Source organism: Synechococcus sp. GEYO, from assembly GCF_900473955.1.
GTDB lineage: Bacteria > Cyanobacteriota > Cyanobacteriia > PCC-6307 > Cyanobiaceae > Synechococcus_C.
This window is the reverse complement of sequence record NZ_UCNL01000001.1, coordinates 73,083-87,365: the sequence shown is the minus strand read 5'-3', so window position 1 is coordinate 87,365 and position 14,283 is coordinate 73,083. Positions and strand designations below refer to the sequence as shown.

At 59.8% G+C, this 14,283-nt stretch carries 15 protein-coding genes and 1 tRNA gene; 9 read left to right on the top strand and 7 right to left on the bottom strand.

Annotation, left to right across the window (positions count from 1 at the left end):
* Nucleotides 1-38: 38 nt before the first annotated feature.
* The 4 genes from DXY37_RS00540 (at nucleotide 39) to recA (ending at nucleotide 3,926) form a co-directional block, all read left to right on the top strand.
* Entirely contained in the window at nucleotides 39-1,673 is a 1,635-nt protein-coding gene (locus DXY37_RS00540; RefSeq protein WP_115124889.1) for an AAA family ATPase, read from the top strand.
* Between the two features lie 105 nt (nucleotides 1,674-1,778).
* Nucleotides 1,779-1,850 (top strand) — tRNA-Gln (locus tag DXY37_RS00535).
* Nucleotides 1,851-1,866: 16 nt separating this feature from the next.
* Nucleotides 1,867-2,631, top strand: a complete 765-nt coding sequence (locus DXY37_RS00530) for an HAD family hydrolase (protein WP_244276755.1) — start codon at nucleotides 1,867-1,869, stop codon at nucleotides 2,629-2,631.
* 152 nt (nucleotides 2,632-2,783) lie between these two features.
* Nucleotides 2,784-3,926, top strand: a complete 1,143-nt coding sequence (gene recA / locus DXY37_RS00525; protein ID WP_067095349.1) for a recombinase RecA — start codon at nucleotides 2,784-2,786, stop codon at nucleotides 3,924-3,926.
* Here recA and DXY37_RS00520 read toward each other — a convergent pair whose 3' ends face one another.
* The 3 genes from DXY37_RS00520 to DXY37_RS00510 form a co-directional block, all read right to left on the bottom strand.
* Nucleotides 3,927-4,271 carry a DUF1815 family protein gene (locus DXY37_RS00520; RefSeq protein ID WP_115124937.1) on the bottom strand — a complete coding sequence of 115 codons (345 nt, stop codon included), beginning with the start codon at nucleotides 4,269-4,271 and terminating at the stop codon, nucleotides 3,927-3,929.
* Between the two features lie 75 nt (nucleotides 4,272-4,346).
* The gene (locus DXY37_RS00515; protein WP_067095352.1) at nucleotides 4,347-4,586 is read right to left on the bottom strand and encodes a DUF2839 domain-containing protein; all 240 of its coding nucleotides are present in this window, start codon (nucleotides 4,584-4,586) and stop codon (nucleotides 4,347-4,349) included.
* 40 nt (nucleotides 4,587-4,626) lie between these two features.
* On the bottom strand, nucleotides 4,627-6,069 hold the full coding sequence (locus tag DXY37_RS00510; RefSeq protein ID WP_115124888.1) for a helicase: 1,443 nt from the start codon (nucleotides 6,067-6,069) through the stop codon (nucleotides 4,627-4,629).
* A gap of 85 nt (nucleotides 6,070-6,154) precedes the next feature.
* Between DXY37_RS00510 and DXY37_RS00505 the strand changes: the two genes are divergently transcribed.
* Entirely contained in the window at nucleotides 6,155-7,075 is a 921-nt protein-coding gene (locus DXY37_RS00505) for a prephenate/arogenate dehydrogenase (RefSeq protein ID WP_244276760.1), read from the top strand.
* Here DXY37_RS00505 and crtD read toward each other — a convergent pair.
* Nucleotides 7,059-8,573 carry a C-3',4' desaturase CrtD gene (crtD, locus tag DXY37_RS00500; protein ID WP_115124887.1) on the bottom strand — a complete coding sequence of 505 codons (1,515 nt, stop codon included), beginning with the start codon at nucleotides 8,571-8,573 and terminating at the stop codon, nucleotides 7,059-7,061. The two genes, DXY37_RS00505 and crtD, sit on opposite strands and share 17 nt — an antisense overlap.
* A 35-nt stretch (nucleotides 8,574-8,608) precedes the next feature.
* On the opposite strand from crtD, the gene DXY37_RS00495 reads away from it, so the two are divergent.
* The gene (locus DXY37_RS00495) at nucleotides 8,609-9,490 is read left to right on the top strand and encodes a fructosamine kinase family protein (protein WP_115124886.1); all 882 of its coding nucleotides are present in this window, start codon (nucleotides 8,609-8,611) and stop codon (nucleotides 9,488-9,490) included.
* 40 nt (nucleotides 9,491-9,530) lie between these two features.
* Here DXY37_RS00495 and DXY37_RS00490 read toward each other — a convergent pair whose 3' ends face one another.
* Nucleotides 9,531-9,887 carry a CAAD domain-containing protein gene (locus tag DXY37_RS00490; RefSeq protein WP_067095364.1) on the bottom strand — a complete coding sequence of 119 codons (357 nt, stop codon included), beginning with the start codon at nucleotides 9,885-9,887 and terminating at the stop codon, nucleotides 9,531-9,533.
* A gap of 53 nt (nucleotides 9,888-9,940) precedes the next feature.
* On the opposite strand from DXY37_RS00490, the gene DXY37_RS00485 reads away from it, so the two are divergent.
* Both DXY37_RS00485 and moeB read left to right on the top strand, forming a co-directional pair.
* The gene (locus DXY37_RS00485) at nucleotides 9,941-10,492 is read left to right on the top strand and encodes a M67 family metallopeptidase (RefSeq protein WP_115124885.1); all 552 of its coding nucleotides are present in this window, start codon (nucleotides 9,941-9,943) and stop codon (nucleotides 10,490-10,492) included.
* Nucleotides 10,489-11,652, top strand: coding sequence for a molybdopterin-synthase adenylyltransferase MoeB (gene moeB, locus DXY37_RS00480; RefSeq protein WP_115124884.1), 1,164 nt, complete (start codon nucleotides 10,489-10,491; stop codon nucleotides 11,650-11,652). The genes DXY37_RS00485 and moeB overlap by 4 nt, the downstream gene beginning before the upstream one ends.
* Before the next feature lie 15 nt (nucleotides 11,653-11,667).
* On the opposite strand, the gene DXY37_RS00475 is transcribed toward moeB, so the two are convergent.
* Nucleotides 11,668-12,864: a cob(I)yrinic acid a,c-diamide adenosyltransferase gene (locus DXY37_RS00475; protein ID WP_115124883.1), complete on the bottom strand. Its 1,197-nt coding sequence runs from the start codon at nucleotides 12,862-12,864 to the stop codon at nucleotides 11,668-11,670.
* A gap of 60 nt (nucleotides 12,865-12,924) precedes the next feature.
* Here DXY37_RS00475 and larE point away from each other — a divergent pair, with 60 nt between their 5' ends.
* Nucleotides 12,925-13,773 (top strand): ATP-dependent sacrificial sulfur transferase LarE, encoded by an 849-nt coding sequence (gene larE / locus DXY37_RS00470; RefSeq protein WP_115124882.1) that lies wholly within the window; start codon nucleotides 12,925-12,927, stop codon nucleotides 13,771-13,773.
* An 8-nt stretch (nucleotides 13,774-13,781) separates the two neighbouring features.
* On the opposite strand, the gene speD is transcribed toward larE, so the two are convergent.
* The gene (gene speD / locus DXY37_RS00465) at nucleotides 13,782-14,264 is read right to left on the bottom strand and encodes an adenosylmethionine decarboxylase (protein WP_115124881.1); all 483 of its coding nucleotides are present in this window, start codon (nucleotides 14,262-14,264) and stop codon (nucleotides 13,782-13,784) included.
* Nucleotides 14,265-14,283: the final 19 nt, after the last annotated feature.

The window sequence follows — 14,283 nt, the reverse complement described above, 5'->3', positions numbered from 1 at the left end:
AGGCGTTTAGGTCCTGATGAGCACTGGGAGCCTGGGCCATGAGTACCGAGCGCATCACCGATGATCTGCAGCGGCTGCTCGCGTTGTTGCCCACCGCAGTTCAGGAAGCTCTTGCATCCGCTGAACGTCGTGATCAGCTGCTTGAGGTTGTGCTCGATCTCGGTCGGATTCCGGAAGCGCGCTATCCAGGTCGCTCAGTTGAACTTGGTGGCCGCTGCCTGGAGCGCAACGATCTCGAGGAGATGGTGAGCAGGATCGGCCAGTTCGGGGCTGATAATCGTGCCGGCATCGAGCGAACACTCCATCGCATCAGCGCCGTCCGTAATCGCAGCGGTGATGTGGTCGGCCTCACCTGTCGCGTTGGACGCGCAGTTTTCGGAACAGTCGCCATCGTTCGTGATCTGCTCGACAGCGGAGAGTCACTGCTGCTGATGGGACGCCCCGGTGTGGGCAAGACCACAGCTCTTAGGGAAATTGCCCGTGTGTTGGCCGATGATCTGCACAAGCGGGTCGTTGTGATCGACACCAGCAATGAAATCGCTGGTGATGGAGACATTCCACATCCTGCAATCGGTCGTGCCAGGCGCATGCAGGTGGCCAGGCCCGAACTTCAGCACCAGGTGATGATCGAGGCGGTTGAAAATCACATGCCCGAAGTCATCGTGATCGATGAGATCGGTACTGAGCTGGAAGCTCAGGCGGCACGCACGATCGCCGAGAGGGGAGTGATGCTTGTGGCCACCGCCCATGGCAATGCACTCGCCAATCTGATCAAGAATCCGACACTGTGCGATCTGGTGGGGGGGATTGAGTCCGTCACCCTTGGCGACGATGAGGCACGCCGGCGCCGAACGCAGAAAACGGTTCTGGAGCGTGCTGCTGAACCCACCTTCCCGCTCGCTGTGGAGATGCACAGCCGCCATCGCTGGGCAGTTCACGACGATGTCGGGCGCACGGTGGATCTGTTGCTGCGTGGACAAAGCCCCAGGCCTCAGCAGCGCGAACTGATGGCGGACGGCGGCGTCAGGCTTGTCGACCCAGAGCCTTCAACGCCGCAGCCTCCTCAGCGGCGGCCTGCCCTGGCCGTAGTTCCTTTGCCCGATCCCAGGCGTTCCGTTCCCAGGGACGATGCTCCCGAAAAGTCCGCCGTTGATGAGGCACCGCGTGAGCTGAAGCTGCAGGTGCTCTGTTGTGGATTCAGTCAGCAGCGACTCGAAGAAGCTGTCCGCTGCCATGGTTGGCCTGTCAGTGCTGTTGACGATCTGGCGTGTGCGGATGTGCTGCTGAGCGTGCGTCGAGGGTTAGGACGCCAGCCCGAGCTTCGCCGACAGGCAAGGGAGGCCGGGGTACCGATTCTTGTGATCAAGTCGGATTCTCTGGCCCAGGTGGAGCGAGCTCTTGAGCGACTCCTCAACCGCCAACCTCTGCCCAAACAAGACCAGGAGTCTGAGAGGTCATTCGTTCATCCGGATCGAGGCGATGCTTTGGCGGCTCTCGAGGAATGCCGTCTTGCAGTCGAGCAGATTGTGATGCCGCAGGGGCGTCCGGTTGAACTTCTACCTCGCAACGAGAATGTTCTTCAGATGCAGGCAGATCTTGTGGCGCGTTACAGCCTTCAGAGCGATGTCTATGGATCCAGTGATCAGCGCCGGCTCAGGGTCTTCCCTCCATGATCTCGCACCTGGATGCTCGGATGGATTGACGAAGGTCACTCCGTTGTGAGTAACTATTTGAACCCCAGAGTTGACCTCCGTAGGGAGTTTCATCACTGGAATCAATGGGCCGTCGCCAAGCGGTAAGGCAGCGGGTTTTGGTCTCGCCATTCCTAGGTTCGAATCCTAGCGGCCCAGTTTTTCTTGATCCTCAGTGCGATCACCCAGTCTGCTGGTCTTCGATTTTGACGGCGTGATTGTGGATGGGATGAACGAGTACTGGTGGAGTGCTCGTCGTGCCTGCCTGCAGCTCAATCCCGCTGTCGATCTTCCTGAGTCCACACCGCCACAGTTCCGGCAGCTCAGACCCTGGATTCATCACGGTTGGGAGATGGTGCTGAGCGCGGCATTGATTTCCGAACAACGCGGTCTTCTCGAGCAGCTCGGGGTCCAGGCATTTGTGCACGACTACGCGGCGCAATGCACAGCTGCCCTGGAGCGTTTCGGCTGGACTCCTGCCTTGCTGCAGCAGACCCTTGAGGTGGTGCGGGCCGATGCCGTGAGGACCGATCGGGACTCCTGGCTGGCTCTGCATCAGCCCTATCCGGGAGTGCCTGAGCGTTTGACTGCTTTTTCGGAAGAGAACATGGCCTGGGCGGTGCTCACCACCAAGGCACGGGATTTCACCGCTGAGCTGCTCGCCTCGATGGGGCTCAAGCCAGAACGGCTGGATGGGCATGAGTCGGGATCCAAACCTGAGGTGCTGCGCCGCCTGGCCTGCGACTGGACGCTGGAGGGTTTTGTCGAGGACCGTCGCCCCACCTTGGAAACCGTTCGAACCACCCCAGGCCTCGAAACCCTGCCCTGCTGGCTGGTCAGCTGGGGCTACCTGAGACCAACGGATGTGACGGACCTCTCCAGTGGAATTCGCCTATTGAGGCCAGAGCAGTTCGCAGCCCCCTTGGCGGACTGGCCCTGATTCGATAACGTACATCTGTACTACGTGTGACGGATGGCCTGGATCGGGGCACTGGATGATCTGTCCGGTCTCTGATCCCACCGAGGCGTCGGTTCATCCGCCGTCCCGATCAGCTGCCTGCGGCGTTCTTCTGCTCCTTAACTGTTTCAGCCATGCCAGCCGACGTGAAAGCCTCCCAGTCCTCCGGTGGAGATGTCCGCCCCGGTGAGCGCGATAAAGCGCTCAATCTCGTGCTCGGTCAGATCGAGCGCAACTTCGGCAAGGGTTCGATCATGCGTCTCGGGGACGCATCCAGGATGAGGGTGGAAACCATTTCCACTGGAGCTCTCACCCTTGATCTTGCCCTCGGTGGTGGGTATCCCAAAGGACGAGTTGTTGAGGTCTACGGGCCCGAAAGTTCCGGTAAGACCACGTTGACCTTGCATGCCATTGCCGAGGTTCAGCGCAATGGCGGCGTCGCGGCCTTTGTTGATGCCGAGCATGCACTCGACCCGGTTTATGCCGCATCGCTGGGAGTGGATGTGGAAAACCTGCTGGTTTCTCAGCCGGACACCGGCGAGATGGCGCTGGAAATCGTGGACCAGTTGGTCCGCTCTGCGGCTGTCGACATCGTGGTAGTTGACTCTGTCGCCGCTCTGACGCCTCGTGCTGAGATCGAAGGTGAGATGGGCGACCTTGCCGTGGGCAGTCAGGCCCGTCTGATGAGCCAGGCGATGCGCAAGATCACAGGCAATATCGGCAAGTCCGGTTGCACGGTGATTTTCCTTAACCAACTGCGTCTCAAGATTGGTGTCACCTACGGCAACCCAGAAACCACCACCGGTGGTAACGCTCTCAAGTTTTACGCCTCGGTGCGTCTTGATATCCGCCGTATTCAGACGCTGAAGCGCGGTACTGAGGAATATGGCATCCGCGCCAAGGTGAAGGTGGCCAAAAACAAAGTGGCTCCTCCCTTCCGCATCGCGGAATTCGACATCCTCTTTGGTCGTGGGATCAGCACGCTGGGTTGTCTGCTTGATCTGGCGGAGGAGACGGGTGTCGTGACTCGCAAGGGTGCCTGGTACAGCTATGAGGGCGACAACATCGGTCAGGGTCGTGACAACACCATTGGTTGGCTGGAGCAAAATTCGGAGGCCAAGGATGCCATTGAGGTTTTGGTGCGTCAGAAGCTGACGGAGGGTTCGGAAGTCACGTCCAATTCCATGCGTCCTCTTGCTGCTGCGGCACGCTCGGCTGCTGCCAAGCCTCTCGCCAAGTCTGCTGAGGTTGCTGCGCCGTCGAAGGACGCAGCCTGATTAGCCCTGCTTGAGCTGTGAGGAGCTGCATTCGCTGCGGCTTCTCTGCAGGCTCCCTGTGATGCGCTGAAGTTCCTGAATGGCTTCAGCGCCTTCGAATTTCACCAGTTCGCGGCCGTTGCGGGATTCGACCCAGCTGATGCCGAAGTCAGAGACCAGAAAGCGCACCATATGTTGCTCGCCAAGCTCGGCCATAAATGAGGCTCCACTTCCGTGCTGGCCGTCATCGCAGACGTAGCAGGTTGCTGTGATGCCCTGTTTGCTGAGATTTCTCGCCAGAGCCTGAAGGCTCATGACCAGATCTTGGACCACCGAGCGGTACTGCTCGGCAAGTCGGAGGAACACGCAGAACACCACCCAGGTGCATATGAGCCTAAAGGTTTTCTTCCGAATTCAGAGCTGAGGTGAGCTTTCGCGGTTTTATGGGCTGTCGGCAAGCGTCCAGAATCCGGCGGCAGGCCCGATGAAGCGCACCACCACCCAGAACAGCACCAGGGCTGCGATGCCGATCCAGGCGCCTCGTGTGGTGATGGACACGAATTGCGTGGCCTGCGCTCGAGTCAGCGGTAACCAGGTGATAAATCGCTCAGCGTCCTTGGGATCGGGTTTGCTCTGGCGAGGTGGCAGTCCCTGACTGGCACGGCGTCGTGCTTCTCCCATCTCAGGCCTCACAAGCTGTTGGTCAGCCTAGAAGTGAATGTCAGTCTGGCCGAAGTCTCTGCAACGAGTCCCAGGGTTCCAGTGCACGCAGCACCTGCTCTCCCCAGCTGCGTCCTCGGACCCGCCCGTCAAGGATGGCCAGCCGACCACCGCTGCGTCTGAGCGAGGCAATGGCAGGGATCAAAATGGCCAGTGCTTCCGGGAGCAGAAGCGTGCGAAACCAATCACGCCTCTGGCGCTTCAGCAACTCCACACGGGCTGCGGTCAGAGGGTCCTCCAGGCTGGCGATCGGCAGCATGGCTGCAATCAGCTGTTCTGGGTTCGGAAGCAGATGCTGATGACTCAACCACCAGTTCCAGCTGCAGCAGATCACTCCGTTTGACTCCGGTGCGGTGCTTTCCAACGTGACCCTGCTGCCGAATTCCGCTGCAAGCTCGCTGCAGAGACGCTGACGCATACATGGCGCATCCACTAGGACTGCGGTTAATCCCGTTCGGCCAAGGATCAGGCGTCGGCTCTGCTCCAGAAGATGGCCGGCAAAAATTTCAGTGTTTGGCAGTGGCTGACGCCTCGGCAGATAGATCGGCAGTGGCTCTCCACGCGGTGCATCGCGTAGATCGATGCGCAGCTCATCGCTGTCGATGCTCGGCTCTTCGCCATGACGTCGACAGCCTCCATCTGCGTGGATCAATGTCCAGGGATGCTTTTGGAAGAGCGATTCCAGCGTGATCAGTGGTTCAAGCGGTTGCAACTGCCAGCTCCACTGCAGGGTGTTCGAATCCACGCGAGCCCAGCTGGCCCAAGATGACCTGTCCATGGACATCAGCTGGCACCAGGGTTCTGGTGTTGAACCCAGCAGCTGCAGAAGATCGCGAACCCGGGTCAGAGCGCTCTCGGGCATGGGGAGGTCGCGGTTCGTTCCTCCACGAAGGGCGACAAGCTGGCGGCTCAGGCGTTCATGCAGATCTAGCAAACCCTCTCCTGCGGAGGGAAATGCTGCTCGTAGTTCCTCCCAGTGACAGGATTCGATGTTCACGGTCATGGCCCGTCGCAGACGGTCTTGAAGCCACTCCGCCTCGGGAACAACAAGATGATCGTCAGGACGGAGCTGTCCGCGGCGATGGACATCCAGAAGCTGTTGGGGTGTCAACAGCCAGATCTGGTCTCCAGGCGGGGGATCAAAGCCTGTCCAGCATCCCAGCTTTAATCCGCTCTCCAGCAGGCGCGGCCGTTCAACATGCAGCAACCGCTGGTGTTGAGTCGGGTCGAGAACCAGCACGGTGTGATTGCTGCGCAGGCTGAGCGGCACCAGCAGGGCTAGCCACCAACGGTCGCTGCTGCCCGCAGACAGCTGGATTCTGGTTCGATCCTGGCGTCGCAGACTTCGGCCCACCAGGCGACTCAGGGTCAGTTGGTGCTCCCATTGGCCCGCTTCTCCACGAAGCAGGTGCTTGAGCTGCTGATGGGCCTGGACTTCCAGCATTCGAAAAGCCTAAGAACCGCCTGGCCCCTTATCGGTTCAGGCTGAGCTGTTCCGATCCCTGCACAAGTCGAGCAACATGTGCTGGATGTGGACAGCAGTGATGGATCAGGAGCGGATCGCAGAACTCGCTGGTGTCAGCAGGGTCGGTGTTGTGGGCCTTGGCCTGATCGGTGGCTCGATCGGGTTGGATCTGCGTGCTCTTGGGGTGAGCGTTCAGGGCCTCGTGCATCGCGACAGCACAGCGGAGCGTGCCCTTCAGCGCGGGCTTGTCGATACTGTCAGCTGCGACCCTGCCTGCCTCGCGGGATGTGATCTTGTCGTGCTGGCATTGCCGCTAGAGGCCTTGCTGCAGCCGCAAGATAAGCTGCTTCAAGCCCTGCCGTCTGAGGCCGTCGTCACGGATGTGGGGTCGGTGAAGGGAGCCGTCCTCGATGTCTGGAGAGATCGCCATCCCCGCTTCGTTGCGTCTCACCCCATGGCAGGGACTGCGGAGTCAGGGGTGGACTCCGGTTGCCGTGGTCTGTTCAGAGGACGCGCCTGGGTTGGAACTCCAGAGGCTGAGACAGATCCCAAAGCTCTGACGCAGGTGAGAGCTTTGGCTTGCGCGCTCGGTGCGCACTGGATCAGTGCGGATCCGTTCATTCATGACCAGGCCGTTGCCCTGATCTCCCATCTGCCCGTGATGGTGAGCGCAGCTCTGCTGCGCGTGCTCGGGGAGGAGCGAGACCCACGCGTGCGCGATCTTGCGCGTCAATTGGCGTCCAGTGGTTTCGCTGATACAACGCGGGTTGGTGGCGGCAATCCAGCGCTGGGAACGGCAATGGCCTGCCGCAATACCTCTGCATTGCTGAAGTCTCTTGCCGCCTATCGATGGAGCCTCGAACAGCTTGAAGAGGCAATCCTCAACGGCCATTGGGCTCAATTGGAGCAGGAGTTGGAAAAGACTCGCGCCTTGCGTCCAGGGTTTCTGGAACCCCCTTCTGATCCAGTTAGGCCGCAAGCCTGAGGGTCAGACCTCGCGCAGCCATCAATTGCCTGCATGCCATCAGTGCGGACAGGCTGACGCCGGCGGTGCCCTCTCCGGGATGAATGGAATCACCGCACAGCCACAGCTGGGGAATCGGCGTGCGGCTGGCCAGTCCAAAGGGGCCGAAGCGATCTGGGCTCTGACCAAGACCACCCACCACGCCATCTGGACGACCGGTCCAGTGGGCGAATCCTCTCGGAGTAGCCAGCTCCTGATGCAGCCAGGCGTCATCTGGCAGTTTCAAAGCGGCGTTCACGTCTTGTCGAATTGAATCCCGAAGCTCCCGTTTGCGTTGCTGGTAAGCCTTCTCATCCATGTCATGCCAGCCCTCCGGCGAGGTGAAGACGCTGGCGATCACGGTGGCCTGGCCCTTCGGGGCTCGTCCGTCACCGTCGTGGCTGATCGACAAAAAGAGTGAACCGGGGTTTTTGCCGTCGCGCTGAAGGTGTCCAGGGCATTCGTCCGGCAGATGATGCCGTTCCACGGCGCCGTAGAACACAATTGCTCCGCTCGGTGCTTTGAGGCTGTTCAGGTGCTTGCGGTACGTGTCTGGCATCTGTTCCCGATCCGGAATCAGGCCTGGCAGGCACTGCGGCGGAAGGCTGCAGATGATCTCGCTGGCATGCAGGCATCGTTGCGCTGTCCCAGGAGCTTCAACCGTGACCGACCATCCAGATTGATCGCCATCGCGCTCCAGTTTCAGAGCACGATGGCGCAGAAACACCCGCCCACCATCGCGTTCCAGTGCTGTCTCCAGCTGGTGGCTAAGGCTCTGCATCGATCCGTGCAGATGCCACAGACCGAGTGGGGCCTGGCACATCTGTAAGACCGTGGCGCCATAGAGAGCTGATGTGCGGTCACTCGGTTGCTGTGAATACAGCCGTAGCTGGAGGTCGAGGAAGCGTCGCAGTCGCCGGTCTCCAGCGCATCCGCTGAGAGTCAGTAGATCAGACACCGTGAGCAGACTGAGTGGGGCACAAGCCAGATTTCCGGGGGTCAGGGCAGCCAGTGTGCGTCCGAAATCCCAGCCAGTGCGAATCGGCAGCACTGGATCAGCTGCAGCAAACTGCCAGTTCTGACGATGAATCCAGCTGCACAGCTGCCAAAAGCTTTCGCTGCCAGGGAATTGCTGGTTGCGCTCCTGGCACCAGCGCTGAGGATCGTGCCAGAGATGCACCGGTGGCGACCCGTCATTGAGGTCAACCACACATCCGGGGTCCAGCTGTTCGGCTTCAGGAGGTTGGATGTCCAGGTGCTGGAAGAGCCGTGCATGACTTCCTCCAGGTTCCAGTCCCGCAACCTGTGTTGCGCCCACATCAAAGGTGAACGGACCCCGTCGGAACGTTCCAGCACAACCGCCAAGCTGGTGGTGTGCCTCCAGCAGGGTGACGCCCAAACCCTCATGGGCCAGCAGGGCTGCGGCGGTGAGACCGGCAATGCCGCCACCGATAACGATCACGTCCTGGACTGGTTCCATCGCGGCATGCTGGCAGCAGAGTTAGATCAGCGTGGATGCGTGATCAGCTGGAACAGGCACTGGCCGCTGCCCCTGAGTTGCTTGAGGGACGACAGATCGTTGATGTGCTCAGTGTTGGCGGCAGCAGTGTGGGTTCCACGTGGCGGCTGAACCTGAACGGTGGTGAGCAACTCTTCGTCAAGGTGGCCGAAACGGCCAACTTGCTTGCGGAACAGTCCGGTCTGCAGGCCTTACGTCACTGGGCAGATCCAGCCTTGATCGAAGTGCCTCAGGTGCTCGGCTGCTTGCCACTGCCTGAGAACTCAGCCTTGGTGATGGCCTGGTGGGATGCCACTAGCGGCGATCAGTTCTGTCTTGGCCGGGGACTGGCGCAGCTCCATCGTGCGTCGGCTGAGGTCGGACCAGGTCGTTTCGGCTGGGATCGTGATGGCTTCATCGGTCTTGGTCCCCAGCCATCCGGATGGCGTGACAGCTGGGGCGATGCGTTCACCCAACTCAGACTTCAGCCCCAGCTACGTCTGGCCTCTGAGTGGGGGCTAGCTGAGCAGGATTGGGAGTCAGTGCTTGAACCGATCGCTGCATGGCTGAATCGTCATGCCCCTGCACCCTGCCTGGTTCATGGCGATCTATGGGCTGGCAATGCAGCGGTGCTGGCTGATGGTCGTGGTCTCTTGATTGATCCCGCCAGTTGGTGGGCTGATCGCGAAGTAGATCTGGCCATGACCTATCTATTCGGTGGATTCTCTCGTCGCTTTATGGAGGGATACAGCCGTGAATGGCCACTGCCAGCGGGGGCAGAACAGAGAATCGAGGCTCTCAATCTCTATCACCTGTTAAATCACGCCAACCTTTTTGGCGGTGGATACCAACAACAAAGCCGCAAGATCCTGAAGGATCTGCGGCTCGCCTTGCTCTGAAACGATCGTGAATGAACCTGATGGCTCATGCCAATCGGCTTCAGCCCAGGTACTCCTTGCGAAGAGTCTGAATTCTGTCAACTAAAGCATTGCGCTTGTCGCTTGTGGTGAGATTCTTCCAGCTCCATTGCCCGACCACCACAACGCCGAGCAGTTCCAGCAGGCCCGGGACAACCGGCAGCAAATTGATCGTGTCGAGAATGCCTTTGATCAGGATCTGGGCAACGATCACAGCGGCAAAAATGCCAACAACCTTGCCGATGCGCCCTGCCTGGCTCCAATCGACCTTGTCGAGAGTTTCGTTCACCTTGCCGAGGACGTCTTTGTAGCGCTCGGCGAAGGCGATGTTGTCGCCTGTGGCGCTTTCAGTCGACTGCGTAGTGGTTTCGTCGCTCATGACGCCTAGGCTGGCTACTAATACTCCGCGACGATATCGGCAAGATCACTGGAATGCCATGCCGGCTCCGTATCGATCTCGATTGTCTGATGATTCTCAGGGCTTCTCTTGGAGCTGTATCACCGGAAGAGGGTTGCGCATTGCTGCTTGGCGAGTCAGCACCTGATCTCAATGTGCGCTTCGTGTGGCCCTGTTGCAATGTCTGGCGCCCTGGTTTCGGCGGATACAACGATGCGATCACCGGAGACCGAGATCAATCGCTGGTTTCGGCTTCGCGCCGATCACGTTTCGCACTCGATCCTCGTGAGCAAATCGCTGCCCAGCGTTGGTCTCGACAGAGAGGTTGGCGGGTTCTTGGCAGTGCGCATTCCCATCCAGAGGGCAAGCCGCTGCCCAGTGCACTGGATAGGCAATGGGCTGTCGGCGAGGGAGTCATGGTCATTGATGCCGGTGTCGCCGGCGTCCGTGCCTGGTGGTTACAGGGGGCCGGGCCGGGGGGACCTGACAAACCTGTCAGCGCTCTTTCGTTGGTTGTCCACAGTCAGGCAACGGTGGGAGACACTGTGATGTCGTGTCCCGATGGCGTCTTTCTGCCTCTGCAATGACGGAACACCTTCCAGATCCCGATCTGAGTGCTCAGGAGCGTGGACGTTATGCCCGTCACCTCACACTCCCGGAGTTTGGGGTTGCCGGTCAGCGGCGGTTGAAAACAGCATCGGTGTTGTGTGTAGGCGCTGGTGGGCTCGGCTCGCCTTTATTGATGTACCTGGCGGCGGCTGGTGTTGGTCGCATCGGCATCGTTGACGACGACCGAGTGGAGGTCTCCAACCTTCAGCGGCAGGTCATTCATGCCGAAAGTGGCCTTGGCCAGCTCAAGACGGATTCCGCTCGTCAAAGGATCGTGGGCTTGAATTCCCATTGCCTGGTTGAGCAGCACGCTTGCCGGCTCACCACCACCAATGCCATCGAGCTGGTCGAGGGCCATGACCTGGTGGTGGATGGGTCCGATAACTTTCCGACTCGCTATCTGATCAACGACGTCTGTGCCTTGCTCAACAAGCCGTGGGTGTATGGCTCCGTCCAGCGTTTCGAAGGTCAGGTCAGTGTCTTCAACCAAGGCCCTCAGTCGCCGGATTACCGCGATCTGGTTCCGGAGCCACCGCCCCCTGGCCTTGTTCCCTCCTGCGCAGATGGTGGAGTGGTTGGGGTGATGCCGGGATTGATCGGGCTGCTTCAAGCCACCGAAACCATCAAGTTGCTGGCAGGACTTGGTGAATCTCTGGATGGGAGGCTGCTGCTTGTGGACGGCCTGACCATGCGTTTCCGTGAGCTGCGTCTGCAGCGCCGCCCCCAGCGCCCTCCCATCACAGGCCTGATCGATTACGAGGCGTTCTGTAGCGTCGACGATTCTGGCCGTCTTGAGGGAGCGTCAAGCGTGAGAAGCATTTCCGTGAAGGAGCTCAGCGCACTGTTGGACGACGGCGGTGAGCTGGTACTGATTGATGTGCGCAATCCCTCGGAAGCTGACGTGGCCGTGATTCCAAGATCGCAACTGATCCCGCTTGCACAAATCGAGAACGGAGAGGGGATCGAGGAGATTCGCCGCCTTGCTGGTCAAGGTCCGATCTACGTGCATTGCAAGCTGGGAGGACGTTCTGCTAGGGCGGTCGAGCTGCTCGCCCAGCAAGGAATCGACGCCACCAATGTGTCGGGAGGGATCGATGCCTGGTCGCAGCAGGTCGATCCTGGAGTTGCTCGTTACTGAGGCTGGATCAGGCCCTCAATAGTCAACCCCACGCTTGAGGTCGACTCCCTGTTCGGCGTAGTGCTTGTGGCACACCATCTCAGAATGAACACTCGCCAGATCGAAGTAGGCCGGTGGGTGTTTGCAGCGCCCTGTGATGATCACTTCAGTTTCGGAGGGTTTGCGCACCAGGGCTTGCACGATGGGTTCGACTGGTAGCAGTTCCAGGTCAACCGTGGGATTGAGCTCGTCCAGGATCACGGTCTTGTAGAGGCCGCTGGCGATTGCCGCTCGGGCAATTTCCCAGGCGCGTTCAGCCTCCACGTAATCGATCGGTTCCTGTTGACCACGCCAGACGATCGCGTCCCGTCCAGAACGCAGGTGGTCGACCAGGTGCGGATAGCTCTCACGCAGAGCTGCAATCGCAGCATCCTCGGTGTAACCGTTACCTCCCTTGAGCCATTGCAGGATCAGCACGCGATGGCTTTTGTCCTGACTGATGCCTCGACCGATGGCCTGGAGACCTTTGCCCAGGGCGCTGGTCGACTTCCCTTTGCCTTCGCCGGTGTAAATCTCGATTCCACCCGGTGACGGGAATGGAAGCAGCGAATCATCTTTGGGCTCGATCCGTCTGTGGGCCCGCATCTCAGAGTGCAGATCGGCGATCTGAATTAACGGTTGGGGGGCAGCTCGTCCGGTCACGATGATTTCCATGCCCTCCGGTCGTGCCGAGAGGGTCTTCACCACGTCGTTGATATCGAGCAGACCAAGATCCAGCACCGGGTTCAGCTCGTCCAGAACCACAACGGAATAGAGGGCGCTGGCAATCGCGCCTCGCGCGATGTCCCAACCTCTCTGGGCTTCCTGTTGGTCGAATTTGGTGGCCTCGTCAGCATTGAAGTAGTCGGCGCGCCCTGTGCGGACCTGATCGATGAGGTGGGGGAAACCCTGCTGCAATGCTTCAATCGCTGCATCCTCGTCATAGGCCCGTCCAGGCCCTTTGAGGAATCGCAGCAGCAGAACCCTGGTTCGCCGTTGTTCGCAGATGCCCAGACCAATCGTGCGCAGCACAACACCAAGTGCGGCCTGGCTTTTGCCCTTGCCTTCTCCGTCGTACACATGCAGCTGACCCAGGCTGCGTTCACGGCTGTCGGCAGCTGTGACGATGCCGATGCCTGGCTTGCTGTTGCGTCGGTTTCCGCTCGAGCTATCGGATGACTGGACTGCGTCCATCGTCGATTCCTGGATGGCGCTTCTTACGATCGGAGCATAACGAGATTCTTATTTTCAGCAGTGGCTTTCGAGACCTTGCGCCTGCTGGAATCTTTGTCGGTGGAGGATGAGCTTCGCCTGAGGCACCTTCGTGAATGGATCGAGGGCTGTGATCGCGTGTTCGTTGCTTATTCCGGTGGGGTGGATAGCACCTTGGTGGCTGCCATCGCCCAGGAACAGCTTGGCGACTGCGCGTGTGCCATCACCGGCGTGTCGCCTTCGCTGGCTCCTCATCTATTGGCTGAAGCGCGTCAGCAGGCGCACTGGCTGGGAATCCGCCACCGTGAGGTGGAAACCAGGGAGCTCGAAGACCCCGCCTACAGCAGCAATCCCACGGATCGTTGTTATGCCTGCAAACGCGAGCTGCACAGTCATCTCGCCCCCATTGCTGAGGCTGCTGAAGGAGCAAGGGTGCTGGATGGTGTGAATCTCGATGACCTCGGCGATCATCGGCCTGGCCTACAGGCGGCCAGTGAAGCAGGTGTGGGTTCGCCGCTGGCGGATCTGAAGATCGATAAGTCCTGCGTGCGACGACTGTCCAAGGCGCTGGGATTTCCCTGGTGGGACAAGCCGGCTCAGCCTTGTCTGGCCTCACGCTTTCCCTATGGAGAAGCCATCAGCCATGACCGGCTCAGACAGGTTGGTCATGCGGAAGCCTGGTTGATCGAACGGGGCTTCGCTCGCGTGAGGGTTCGATCCCAAGGCCTTTCGGCCCGGATCGAGGTTCCTCAGGAGCGGCTTGCGGAACTGCTTGCTCCTGAGCTCAGAGACTCATTGGTTCGGGCCATGCTCGAACTCGGCTTCACCAGTGTGAGCCTCGATTTGGAAGGGTTGGTGAGTGGAAAACTCAACCGGGTTATCCCCGGTTGAGGGCCGATTTAGCCGGCCTGGATGCTCGGTGTCCGTTCTGCTTCAGCTACGGCCGACGGTGTTTCTCGCAGAAAGCTGCGCATGGAGTGGCGACCTGCGCCCAGCTCTTGCCTGAGGTGTTCACAGGCTGATTCGGGCATGGTGTGATCTCCGCAGGTGAACACATCCACTGCTGCGTAACCGTTTTCAGGCCAGGTGTGAATGGAGATATGGGACTCGGCAAGGAGCGCCAGCCCGGTCACACCCTGAGGTTCGAATCGGTGGGTGATGAGGTTGAGAAGAGTGGCACCAGCACGTTTCGCTGCCATCGTGATGGTGGTCCTCAGGAAGGCTTCGTCGTTGAGCTTGCGCTGATCGCAGCCGTAGAGCTCAAGGATGCAATGTTTTCCCACCATGTCAGTCGCACTCGTCTGACTGGGGCTGGGGGCTGAGATGGTTAAAGCGTCGTCCCATCCCGGGTTGGGATGCAGGCAGGACAGGGTCTGCTCCATCAGGGCATCGAAGAAAAGG

Bases quoted from the DNA above. Each gene is read 5' to 3' on its own strand.
- DXY37_RS00490 (WP_067095364.1), bottom strand. From the start codon at position 9,887: ATGAGCGACGAAACCACTACGCAGTCGACTGAAAGCGCCACAGGCGAC.
- speD (WP_115124881.1), bottom strand. From the start codon at position 14,264: ATGGAGCAGACCCTGTCCTGCCTGCATCCCAACCCGGGATGGGACGAC.
- recA (WP_067095349.1), top strand. From the start codon at position 2,784: ATGCCAGCCGACGTGAAAGCCTCCCAGTCCTCCGGTGGAGATGTCCGC.
- moeB (WP_115124884.1), top strand. From the start codon at position 10,489: ATGACGGAACACCTTCCAGATCCCGATCTGAGTGCTCAGGAGCGTGGA.
- DXY37_RS00485 (WP_115124885.1), top strand. From the start codon at position 9,941: ATGCCATGCCGGCTCCGTATCGATCTCGATTGTCTGATGATTCTCAGG.
- DXY37_RS00515 (WP_067095352.1), bottom strand. From the start codon at position 4,586: ATGGGAGAAGCACGACGCCGTGCCAGTCAGGGACTGCCACCTCGCCAG.
- DXY37_RS00495 (WP_115124886.1), top strand. From the start codon at position 8,609: ATGCGTGATCAGCTGGAACAGGCACTGGCCGCTGCCCCTGAGTTGCTT.
- DXY37_RS00510 (WP_115124888.1), bottom strand. From the start codon at position 6,069: ATGCTGGAAGTCCAGGCCCATCAGCAGCTCAAGCACCTGCTTCGTGGA.
- DXY37_RS00475 (WP_115124883.1), bottom strand. From the start codon at position 12,864: ATGGACGCAGTCCAGTCATCCGATAGCTCGAGCGGAAACCGACGCAAC.
- DXY37_RS00540 (WP_115124889.1), top strand. From the start codon at position 39: ATGAGTACCGAGCGCATCACCGATGATCTGCAGCGGCTGCTCGCGTTG.
- crtD (WP_115124887.1), bottom strand. From the start codon at position 8,573: ATGGAACCAGTCCAGGACGTGATCGTTATCGGTGGCGGCATTGCCGGT.
- DXY37_RS00505 (WP_244276760.1), top strand. From the start codon at position 6,155: ATGTGGACAGCAGTGATGGATCAGGAGCGGATCGCAGAACTCGCTGGT.